This is a genomic window from Microcystis wesenbergii FACHB-1317 (genome assembly GCF_014696875.1).
GTDB lineage: Bacteria > Cyanobacteriota > Cyanobacteriia > Cyanobacteriales > Microcystaceae > Microcystis > Microcystis wesenbergii_A.
Genome location: NZ_JACJQV010000053.1, coordinates 1 through 11364 on the forward strand (window position 1 = coordinate 1; position 11364 = coordinate 11364).

Consider the following 11364-nt stretch of genomic DNA (forward strand, 5'->3'; position numbering starts at 1 on the left):
GATTGCACCCTAAGTCTTTTCTCGCATGGATTCTAGCTACTTTTAGGCTGACACAATTTTATCCACTTTTTGTTTTTGATTAATTATTGGCATAACAAGTCCCGAAGAGCCAAAATCTAGACTGTTTTCCTCTCTCTAACCGGCTCTAGCTTGGCAGGACTGGAGCAATCAAGGAAGTTAGGAACCTCCTGACGACAGTGAGGACAATACCAGTAGGCACGACTAGCTACAAGGTGACGAAGGGTAATTCCCGAACAAATCGGGCAGCTGTGCATGGATTGTTAGACTAATTTTAAACGTTTTTAAAATTGTCCTACCTCCTGAAGTAATCCTAAACAAAATCGCCGCTCTTTAAATCTAACTTGAGGTAGAAACCGGGTATTTCTTTCGATAGATTCCCCAGAAAATACTTAAGGATGAGGACGGAAAAGATGGGAATGTTGCGGGTGATAAAGTTGCGATCGAGTTCCTGTAATCTGGTTTAAAGCGGGACTAATGAGATAAAGGGTAGTTCTAGTTAAATTTTCTCGATGGGTTAATTTTGCCATCTCTGACAGGGGGACAACCCAGATTTTTTCGTCGGGCCAACCGAGACGGAAACAAACGGCCACCTGTTGCTCTGGTTGGTAGTATTGTAGGAGTTTTTCCTGGGCTTTGTCAACGTGACGGGCGGCTAAATATAGGCATAAACTGGCTTTATGAGCGGCTAAAGAGGCTAATTCCTCACTTTCTGGCATGGGAGAGGCTTTTCCTTCCACCCGGGTTAGAATAATTGTCTGGACTAATTCCGGAATCGTTAATTCTAGGGCCAATTTGGCCGCTAATCCTTGGAAGGCACTAATTCCGGGGATTAGCTGAAAGGGGATATCTGCTGCTGTCAAAAGCTCAATTTGTTCTTGGATGGCACTATAGAGACTTAAATCCCCCGATTGCAGTCGCACCACCGCTAAACCCCGACGCACGCGATCGATCATTAAAGGGATAATTTCCTCTAGGGTGATGCTACTGGTGGGAATTAACTCGGCATCTTTAGGAGTGTCCTCAAGAATCTGTTTGGGGACGAGGGAATCAGCAAAGAGGATGACATCGGCTTTTTGGAGAATTTTATAGGCTTTTACTGTCAATAATTCCGGATCTCCGGGTCCTGCACCAATAAAGTAAACGGCCGGGGAGAGCGCAGAGGAGTCCATTAAAGTCATACTAAATCCTGTTTACAAGGGGTGTGGGGAAGTGGGGAAGTGGGGAAGTGGGGAAGTGGGGAAATTTCAACTAAAACCCCAAAACCCTAAAACCCCAAAACCCAACCCCGATCATTAACCTGAACATTTGTATTTAATTAGGGTCAATGACTATAATTAATGATAAAGCACAGTCAGCATTGACAATGATTAGCGATCAATCCCTCCCCCCCCAAAATATTGAAGCGGAAGAATCTATCTTAGGTGGTATTTTACTAGATCCAAAAGCGTTAGGTAGAATCAGTGATTTTTTAATTCCAGAAGCTTTCTATGTGAAAACCCATCAAGATATTTATCGTGCGGCGCTTGCTTTACAAGGGAAGGGAAAACCGACGGATTTAATGACGGTTAGCAGTTGGTTACAGGATAACTATCTGCTGGAAGAAATCGGGGGAATGCCGCGATTGTTACAATTAATTGAGCGCACTGTCTCGGCTGCTAACATCGATCGCTATGCGGAATTAGTGATGGATAAATATATGCGTCGTCAGTTAATTTCCACCGGGGGAGAAATTATCGAGTTAGCCAGAGATACGACGCTAGAATTAGAAAATGTTTTCGATGAATCGGAACAAAAGATTTTTCGTCTCACCCAAAAACGACCCCAGGAGGGTTTAATTTTTCTGGGGGATACTTTAATCGAAACTTTTAACGAAATTGAGAAAATGCAGGAGACCACCACTCTACCCGGTATCGAAACTCAATTTTATGATCTCGATGCGATGACCAGTGGTTTACAACCCTCGGATTTAGTTATTATCGCGGGTAGGCCTTCCATGGGAAAAACTTCTTTTGCTCTTAATATTGCCTATAATATCGCTCAACAGAATTTACCTGTGGCGGTCTTTAGTTTGGAGATGTCTAAGGAACAATTAGCCCAACGTTTGTTATCGAATGAGGCTAAAATCGAAAGTAATCGGATTCGCTCGGGCCGTTTGGGACAAAATGATTTAGAGAAGGTTCTTGGGGGACTAGAAAAGTTATTAAATTTGCCCATATATATCGATGATAGTGCCAATTTAAGTGTGATTCAAATGCGTTCCCAAGTGCGGCGTTTACAGGCGGAAAAAAAGGGGCAAATGGGATTAGTTTTAATCGATTATCTGCAATTAATGGAAGGGGGAGGTGATAATCGTGTTCAGGAACTTTCTAAAATTACCCGCAGTCTTAAGGGTTTAGCGAGAGAAATTCACGCTCCGGTAATTGCTCTTTCTCAGTTAAGTCGCGCTGTGGAATCTCGCAATAATAAAAGACCGATGATGTCCGATTTACGCGAGTCGGGATCGATCGAACAGGATGCGGATTTAATTATGATGTTATACCGAGATGAATATTATAACCCCGATAGTCCCGATCGAGGTGTGGCTGAAGTAATTATTACTAAGCATCGTAATGGTCCCACCGGCACAATTAAGCTACTTTTTCAACCAGAATTTACCAAGTTTCTTAATCTTAAACAAAGTCGCTCTAATTATTAAAATGAAAGCAACTATTAATTATAAAACTCCCAATTGGCTCTTAATACTTTTGGCAATTATCCTAACTCTCAGTGTGGTTTTTCGTTTTGCGAATATCGATAAAAAAATCTATTGGCATGATGAATCCTACACCACCATTAGAACCACTGGTTATCAAGCAAAGGAAATCGCTGATACTATCTTTCAAAACCGTCTTTTATCTACCACAGAATTAGGAAAATTTCAACAAATTAAACCCGAAAGTCATGTTTTTGATACGATTCAATCTCTCGCTAAAGAAGACCCTCAGCACCCACCTTTATACTTTATTATCTCTCGCTATTGGCAAAAAATATTCGGTTTTTCTACCGTTTATTCCCGCAGTTTAGCGATTGTTTTTAGTCTTCTCTCTCTGCCATTTATTTACTATCTATCCCTAGAATTATTTGCAGCAAAGTTAACGGCAATTTTAGCAGTAATTTTATTAGCACTCTCTCCAGTTGATATAATATTTGCTCAAATGTCCCGTCAGTATAGTCTTTTGGTTTTGTTAACGATAATCAGTCAATTACTGCTGTTAAAATGCCTCAAGAAAAGAACTATTGTTAATTGGTCTTTATACACCATCTCTAATACTCTCGGACTCTACACCCATCTCTTTTTTATTATCAACTTATTTGCTCAAGCAGCCTTTATACTTTGGTATCTTTTTATGAAACCAGAGCGAAAAAATAACTTGATATTTTTCCTGTTATCTGGGTTAACAATGATAATTTTATATATACCCTGGTTACAGGTTTTTTTAACTAACTCTCAAAGAGCCTTTAACTCCACCAGTTGGGCTGCCGTTAACTATCTCGATTGGGGATTGTTCGGTAAATTATGGCTCTTAACTTTTACTTCTCTATTTAGCGATAGCGATTTTGGTTTTAATAACATCTTCACCTATATATATAGACTGATTTTTTTAATCTTAATTATCTATGCTTTTTATCGAGTTTATCGCTACAATAACCCGATAGCTTTTACTTTTCTGATTACCTCAACCCTAGTACCTTTCCTAGCTTTAGTCATTCCCGATCTAATTTTGACCACCACTAGATCAACTGTCACCCGTTATCTAATTGCATCCTTTCCCACTATCTATATAACTGTGGCTTTTTTCTTGTCACAATTGCTTAATCAAGGTAGAATTTTAGGTAAAATTATCTTGACTTTTTTGTTAACTGCTAGTATGATATCGAACTTTAATAATGCTCTTTCGGAAACCAGTTGGGCAAAAGTTCCTAGTTATTGGAATGGCGAAGTTGCCAGAAAAATTAATGCTGTACCCAATGCCATTATTATCAGCGACGAAGGTAATGACTGGACTAACTTAGGTGATTTGCTTTCCCTTAATTATCGTCTTAATTCTGATGTACAATACTTTCTGACTACCACTAACCCTGATACCGATAAGTTAAAAGAAGTCCTAGAAATTCCCCAGACCAACTTATTTCTTTTTCGTCCTTCCAATCGGTTATTACTGTCCCTAGATCAATTCGATATTCGTCTTGATTATTTCTATCCCTATGGTCAATTGTGGCGAGGGAAGAAATAGGTAAATATATATTTTGGGTCAATCTAGCCTGAAAGAGTTGAGCAAAGCTGGTATTATAACCAGTTAAAACCGTTAATCTTCACCTTAAAGAAATGACTTTTCTAATTCCGGCCAGTGCTTGGCGGCAAATTCTTAAAAAGCTCCCTATACTACTATTCTTAGCATCTTTTCTCATAGTCCTATTCTTAGGCTATTTTTCTGCCGCTTTCTCTCAAAGTCGAGATCCTGATATCCGCGGTGTTTGGATTACCACCAACGATACTGCGATGCTGATGGACAGGGATAAACGACAACAGGCGATCGAGCAATTAGTTAATCTTAATTTTAATGCTATCTATCCCGTGGTCTGGAATTCCGGTTATGCTCTCTATCCCAGTGCGATCGCCCAACGGGAAGGAATACAGCCTTTTGTGCCTACGGGAGCGCAGGGACAAGATATCTTGGCAGAAATGGTGGAACAAACCCGTGGAAGGGGATTACTGGTCATTCCTTGGTTTGAATTTGGATTTATGGCTCCTCCCACCTCAGAATTAGCTTTAAAACATCAGGACTGGTTAACCCAAAAACGGGACGGAGGGACCACTTGGGTGGGAGCAGCCGGTGAGGTGGTGTGGTTGAATCCCTTCCGTCCCGAGGTGCAGAATTTTCTGCGGGAGTTAGTCTTGGAAGTAGTGGGACAATACGATATTAACGGCATCCAATTCGACGATCATCTGAGTTTACCCAACGAATTCGGCTATGATCCCTATACTATCGCCCTTTATCAACAGGAAACCGAAAAAACGCCCCCAGCTAACCCCCGGGATCCGGAATGGACAAAATGGCGGGCCGATAAAATCACTGCTTTTCTGGCTAATCTCAAAGAATCAATTGAGGCAATTAAACCGAATATACTGCTTTCGATCGCCCCTAATCCCTACGAATTCGCCTATAATGGTCATTTACAGGATTGGCTCGGTTGGGTGCGGCAAGGATTAGTCGACGAGTTAATTGTACAGGTTTATCGTCCCGATCTGCCCAGTTTTCTCAAGCAAATAGAGCGTCCCGAAATTCAGGAAACCCAGCAAACTATCCCCACCGGTGTGGGAGTTTTGACCGGTTTACGCAATCGACCGATTGCCCTACCCTTTATTGAAGAAAAGGTATTGGCTGCTCGTCAACGGGGTTTAGGGGTGATTTTCTTCTTTTATGAAAGTCTCTGGCAGCAAGCTTTGGAACCTCCAGAAACCAGAAAAGCGGCAATTCAAGCGATGTTTTCCCAACCCATCACTCCCCGTCTTCCCGTGGTGGAAAATATTCCCTTAGTTAGTACACCTGAACCTGCTGACCAGCCAAGATTAACTCCCACACCTCCCCCCTTAGCGCCGGACGGGATCGAAATTCCTGTAATTCCCCCTCCGGGTAGTTAATAGCAATTTTTGCCCATCAAAATTATCTAAATAGGGTTTGCTGAATAAATCTAAAAACCTTGTTGGGTAAAACTTTTAGACCTTTTGGCCATCAAAAAGTAATGGATAGGGGAGTGATTGGGGGGAAAATTCCAGGACTTTTTTCCTGAAAATTAGGTAATTGACCCCCTCAAAATCGGTAAAACCCTACACCCCACACCCCACACCCTACACCCTGCCCCCAGGAAAAACTTTTTCAGCAAACCCTAAATCCTGTTTAAAAGGTATAGGAGAGTGGCGGTTTTTTTCAGTGTTGCCAAAGGCACGGCGTAGCCGTCCAGTAAACAGTAAACAGTGAAAGGCTGCCAGCTAAAAAGCTTGTCAATATTGCAGAGAAGCAGCATTTATTCAGAGTAAATCTTTCAGTCCTATGGTGATATAATTTTGATTTTGATTGGGATTTTTGATAAACCTAACGACGATTTTATCTCGTTCTTCTAATAGGGTTTCTAGGGTTAATAAATCTGATTCTGTAGATTGAGAGAGAATTTTATACAAGGTACTCTCGCTCGAATTATAGTCTCGCTGATTTTCTTTGGCAATATCACTATCTTTAATTTCGTTGCGATTATAAAAAATAATTCCTCTGAAATGCACAAATATTTCTGTATCTTGATAGTTTTTCTGGGGATTAGCATAATTATTGAGAGTCAGAAGCATATAGATTCTATTCATCCCGCTTTGAAATTTACCAGCAAGCTGCTTTAATGTGCTTTCTTTGTCTTTTTTTGCCTGTAGGGATGCTTTGAGTTCAACTAAACAAATTTGCAGATGATAATTGAGAATTTTACCAGCATCATCGACTTTTCTCTGTAAAACTAATATAGCTTTTTCAGGGGTTTTGCCGGAAGCAGAGATACCGGGTAACTCTTTTTCTAAATTGATAACCCAGATTTTATCTACTTCTGTAGATATATTTTTGTCATTTTTAGACGATAACTGTAAGTGATTAATAACTACTTTCTTTAAATCGCTCTTTTTTGTTTCTAGAATTTCAATATACGCATCCTGACTAGGGGAGATTTCTTCAATAAAACCCGATTTTTCTAAAGCTTGATGAAACTCTTGTCTAAGGGAAAATATTTCTTTTTTTGAGTTAGACTTACTCATTCTCTGCTAAATAGATATGATTGGTTAAAATTTCTCCAGATTTCTGCACAGAGTTGATAACTTCTTTAAAGTTACGAAAATAAACACCATATTCACTGGTTCCATAATCAATAATTTTATCACCCGTGAAAAAGTAAACCCCTAAGTCTTCTTTAGCAATTGAAATTTCTGGATTTAAATTTTTTAATTGATTATCTTCAATAATTTTTGTGACATCAACATCATAACTTTTTAAGGTATGAAGATAAACATAATTGTTGAGAATATCGGTTAAAATCGGGCTATGGGTGGTGATCAAAACCCGATTATTATGCTCGGTGACAAATTGAACTAAAATATCCATTAAGCGAATTTGATTTTCGGGATGCAAATTAACTTCTGGTTCATCTATCATCAAAAAATTGTTTTTTTCCTTTGCCCAATATTTGAGATAAAGATACAAGATAGTCAACTGATTGACTGAAGATGAAGCTAGATACATGGGTAAATCTTTGCTTTCATCGAATTTAAAAGAAAATTGAATAGGTGCGATCGATTCTAGACTAGAAATCGTGATTTCTCCTCCCATTAATCCGGTCATCTTTTCAATCAGAGAATTATAAACTGAATTAATTTTTTTCTTGGTATTGAGAGAATAAAGCGACTCAATCACTTTATTCATTGGTTCTGTATAAGACCTTTTGGGTAATTGTTCTTGAAGACGTTTGAATATATCCCGATTAGTATCAACATCATCATCAATATTTTCTATTAATTCTTGCAATCGACGATTATACTCACTTCTTTTATTTCTCTCTATCTCATAAATGTACTGGTAGAAAACAGGAAAAAAGCTACGACTAGCGGGGATAAAAAAAGTATCTTGTATCGGAGACAAAAGCACTCTTATTATTGACGGAATAATTACTGATTCCTTGTATGGTTTAGCTCTCTCAAACAAGTCTCTGGGTATTTGATCAAATACTTTCTCAGGGATATTATTCTCTTTTATATTTATTGTTAGGCTACCTTTGCGCTTGCTAATCTGTAAATACTCCAGATCATTATTTCCTGCAACACGAACCAAAAAAGTTGTTTTAAATTTCGTCTCTTTAAATTCTTTGATATTTGCTTGAAAAACTAATTTATTGGAACCAATAATCGTTTCTTTAATACTGGCATCAAGATTATAAGTATTAACAACTTCTTTTTCAATAAACTGGCTAAATTTATTGAGAATCTCATCGATTAATTCTTGATTGATCGTAATTTTTTTAATAGGTTTTTCCGAGTCAATTACTAAAGAATCAATTTGGGTATTTTCGGAAAACTTTCTAATATTGTCATTATTAAAAATTGTCCATAAAAGCTGAGAAACTAGGGTTTTGCCACTATTATTGTAACCAATAAAAGTATAAAACTTCTTGGTTAAATCTATAGCTTGATTATTATTTCTAATTGATCCCAAATTCTTGATCAGTAGTTCCATATTATTTTTACCAATCACACCGAGAGAATAACTAATTTTTTAAAGGTGGACAAAATGCCCACCCTTAAAACTATTGTAAACTGCTAGTTAACTGACTTTTGGCCTTAGCTAAAGCTTCGCTTAACTTACTAGCATCCCGTCCCCCAGCTTGAGCTAAATTGGGACGACCACCACCACCACCGGCGCAGATTTTAGCGATCGCACCGATAAATTTACCCGCTTGTAAACCCTTATCTTTAATCACCCGGGGACTAAAAGCGGCCACTAAACTCACTTTATCAGCTGCGGGAGTCGAGGCCAAAATCACTGCCCCTTCCCCTAATTTTTGCTGTAGTCTTTCGGCCGCAGCCATCAAAGCATTAGCATCAATATCGCCCAAAGAAGCGACTAATAGCTGAAATTCGCCGATAGATTCGGCTTGAGATAGCAAAGCATCCGATTTATTTAGTGCTAACTCCTGTTTAACCGCTTCTAACTGCTTTTGTGTCCCCTTTAACTCCGATTGTAGGGCCGTAATGCGATCGGGAATTTCCAGAGGTTTGACCTTAAAGCGATCGCACAGATCCCGCACCACCTGATCCCGTTCATTCAGGTATGCTAACACGGCAGGGCCGGCCACCGCTTCGATGCGACGAATTCCCGCAGCGATTCCCGTCTCGGAGATGATTTTAAATAAACCGATCTCGGCGGTATTTTTAACGTGAGTTCCCCCGCATAATTCCATAGAAACGCTAGGAATATCGATAACTCGCACTTCTGAGCCGTATTTCTCGCCAAACATGGCAATAGCTCCCTTTTGCTTCGCTTCTTCCAATCCCATCACCGCTATCTCGGTGTCATGCGCTTCGGCAATCCAAGTGTTAATCTGTTCTTCCACCTGTTGCAATTCAGAGCTAGTCAGGGGACGAGGACAGTTAAAATCAAAACGGAGGCGCTCAAAACTGACGAGGGAACCTGCTTGGGAAATCCCCCCATCGACAAGCTTTTTCAGGGCCGATTGTAGCAGATGGGTCGCGGTATGATTAGCTTGAGCGCGACGACGACAGGAGCGATCGATCTGAGCATTAATTGTATCGCCGGTGGTGACAATTCCCCGCTCAATCCGACCAAAATGGATAAAAATCCCCGATTCTTTCTGCACATCCTCAATGCGGATAAGCAGATTATCGCCGGTTAAATAACCCTTATCACCGATTTGTCCACCCGATTCGGCATAAAAAGGGGTTTTATCGAGAACTACCTGCACCTCAGTGCCTGATGCGGCCGATTCCACCGTTTTACCAGCGACTAAAACCGCCGTTACTGTTGCGGTTGCTTGTAAATCCGTATAACCGAGAAATTCCGTCGGGTGAATATGTTCCGCCAGCTTATCTAAACTGCCCTGTACCGTCAAATCTATGGTTTCGTGGGCGGCTTTTGATCTTTGCTGCTGTTTTTTCATTTCCTGCTCAAAGCCCGCCGTATCGACGCTTAAACCCTGCTCCTCGGCGATTTCTTGAGTGAGTTCGAGGGGGAAGCCATAGGTATCATAAAGGGTAAAGGCATCGACTCCCGAAATCTGGCTTTTTTCTTTTTCTAGAATCGATTCGAGCAGTTTCTCGCCTCTTTCTAGGGTTTCTAAAAATCTCGCTTCCTCTCGCTCTAATTCTGCCTTGATCACCGTTTCTCGTTCCCGAACATTGCCATAGACGGACTCGGAAAGAGCGATCGCAACTTCCGCCACTTTGGTGATAAATTGACCTTCAATACCGATTAAACGCCCGTGTCGTACTACTCTCCGAATCAGACGACGCAGGACGTAACCTCTGTCAGTATTCGATGCTGAGATACCATCCGCTATCATGTGTACTACCGAACGCACATGATCGCCGATGACTTTTAGGGAAACTTTCGTTTTTTCGTCCGCTTTCTGGTAGTCTATCGCTGCTAACCGGGCCGCTTCGGCGACAATCGGGAAAATTAGGTCAGTTTCGTAGTTATTGGCGACTTTTTGCAGGATTTGCGCCATCCGTTCCAAACCCATCCCCGTATCGATATTTTTATTCGCTAGGGGTGTCAGATTGCCGTCCGCGTCGCGGTTATACTGCATGAAGACGAGGTTATAAAACTCGATAAAACGGCTATCATCCTCTAAATCGATGGTTTTATCCCCTAATTCGGGGTGAAAATCGTAGTAAATTTCCGAACAGGGACCACAGGGACCCGTGGGACCCGATACCCAAAAGTTATCCTCTTCGCCCATTTTTTGGATACGATGGGCAGGAATACCGATTTTATCGCGCCAGATAGCGAAAGCTTCCTCATCCTCCCTAAAGACACTAACGACTAATCTTTCGGGGGGAAGGTTAAAAACTTCTGTGGACAATTCCCAGGCCCAAGCGATCGCTTGTTCTTTAAAATAATCACCAAAGCTAAAATTGCCCAACATCTCAAAAAAAGTATGGTGTCTAGCAGTCCGGCCGACATTTTCGATATCGTTGGTGCGAATACATTTTTGAGAAGTGGTAGCGCGGGGAAATTCTGGGGTCTTTTGCCCTAAGAAAATCGGCTTAAAAGGGAGCATTCCCGCAATAGTCAGCAAAACGGTGGGGTCTTCTGGTACTAGAGAGGCACTAGGGAGAATTTTATGGTTTCTGGCCGCAAAAAAGTCTAAAAATCGCTGGCGAATCTCGCTTCCGCTTAGGTGGTTACTCATAGAAGATGTCAGTTAGTCAGAAAATGCCTATTTTATCCATTGTGGCATTTTTGCGTTTTAACTCTCCACCTTTACTCTCGCGCCGCTTGTCGGACCTGTTCTAAGTCTAAATCCAAAGCTTGAGCGATTTGTTCCACACTTAAACCCAAAGCAAGCAAACGGGGAATAGATTCCAGTTTTCCTTCCAGTTTTCCTTCTAGTTTTCCTTCTAGTTTTCCTTCCTGTCGTCCTTCCCGTTTAGTTGCTTCCTTCCATTCCTGATAGGTTTGAGATAAAGTCATAAACACCTCTCTATCCTCAGTTTCTAGGATGTTATTTATTTCCATATTAACCCGCCAACTAATTAAT

General features: G+C 40.7%; 8 protein-coding genes. 3 read left to right on the top strand and 5 right to left on the bottom strand.

Features of this window, described 5'->3' with window-relative positions; genetic code table 11:
* Positions 1–410: 410 nt before the first annotated feature.
* A complete protein-coding gene (cobM, locus tag H6F92_RS02255) occupies positions 411–1199 on the bottom strand; it encodes a precorrin-4 C(11)-methyltransferase (protein WP_190356635.1) in 789 nt (262 codons plus the stop codon).
* Between the two features lie 185 nt (positions 1200–1384).
* Here cobM and dnaB point away from each other — a divergent pair, with 185 nt between their 5' ends.
* The 3 genes from dnaB (at position 1385) to H6F92_RS02270 (ending at position 5704) form a co-directional block, all read left to right on the top strand.
* Positions 1385–2716, top strand: coding sequence for a replicative DNA helicase (gene dnaB / locus H6F92_RS02260; protein WP_079208108.1), 1332 nt, complete (start codon positions 1385–1387; stop codon positions 2714–2716).
* Between the two features lies 1 nt (position 2717).
* Positions 2718–4295, top strand: coding sequence for a glycosyltransferase family 39 protein (locus H6F92_RS02265; protein WP_190356636.1), 1578 nt, complete (start codon positions 2718–2720; stop codon positions 4293–4295).
* A gap of 92 nt (positions 4296–4387) precedes the next feature.
* On the top strand, positions 4388–5704 hold the full coding sequence (locus tag H6F92_RS02270) for a family 10 glycosylhydrolase (RefSeq protein WP_190356637.1): 1317 nt from the start codon (positions 4388–4390) through the stop codon (positions 5702–5704).
* A 387-nt stretch (positions 5705–6091) separates the two neighbouring features.
* Here the strand turns inward: H6F92_RS02270 and H6F92_RS02275 are convergent, their stop codons facing one another.
* The 4 genes from H6F92_RS02275 to H6F92_RS02290 all read right to left on the bottom strand — a co-directional run.
* The gene (locus tag H6F92_RS02275; RefSeq protein ID WP_190356638.1) at positions 6092–6853 is read right to left on the bottom strand and encodes a hypothetical protein; all 762 of its coding nucleotides are present in this window, start codon (positions 6851–6853) and stop codon (positions 6092–6094) included.
* Positions 6846–8321 carry an AAA family ATPase gene (locus H6F92_RS02280; RefSeq protein ID WP_190356639.1) on the bottom strand — a complete coding sequence of 492 codons (1476 nt, stop codon included), beginning with the start codon at positions 8319–8321 and terminating at the stop codon, positions 6846–6848. Before H6F92_RS02280 ends, H6F92_RS02275 begins: the two co-directional genes overlap by 8 nt.
* Positions 8322–8391: 70 nt before the next feature.
* Entirely contained in the window at positions 8392–11016 is a 2625-nt protein-coding gene (alaS, locus tag H6F92_RS02285; RefSeq protein WP_190356640.1) for an alanine--tRNA ligase, read from the bottom strand.
* 71 nt (positions 11017–11087) lie between these two features.
* On the bottom strand, positions 11088–11364 hold a 277-nt coding region (locus tag H6F92_RS02290; RefSeq protein WP_190356641.1), incomplete at its 5' end, for an RpnC/YadD family protein.

What these genes read in the sequence shown, in the direction of transcription:
- cobM (WP_190356635.1), bottom strand. Translation starts at nt 1,199, where the DNA reads ATGACTTTAATGGACTCCTCTGCGCTCTCCCCGGCCGTTTACTTTATT.
- dnaB (WP_079208108.1), top strand. Translation starts at nt 1,385, where the DNA reads ATGATTAGCGATCAATCCCTCCCCCCCCAAAATATTGAAGCGGAAGAA.
- H6F92_RS02280 (WP_190356639.1), bottom strand. Translation starts at nt 8,321, where the DNA reads ATGGAACTACTGATCAAGAATTTGGGATCAATTAGAAATAATAATCAA.
- alaS (WP_190356640.1), bottom strand. Translation starts at nt 11,016, where the DNA reads ATGAGTAACCACCTAAGCGGAAGCGAGATTCGCCAGCGATTTTTAGAC.
- H6F92_RS02265 (WP_190356636.1), top strand. Translation starts at nt 2,718, where the DNA reads ATGAAAGCAACTATTAATTATAAAACTCCCAATTGGCTCTTAATACTT.
- H6F92_RS02270 (WP_190356637.1), top strand. Translation starts at nt 4,388, where the DNA reads ATGACTTTTCTAATTCCGGCCAGTGCTTGGCGGCAAATTCTTAAAAAG.
- H6F92_RS02275 (WP_190356638.1), bottom strand. Translation starts at nt 6,853, where the DNA reads ATGAGTAAGTCTAACTCAAAAAAAGAAATATTTTCCCTTAGACAAGAG.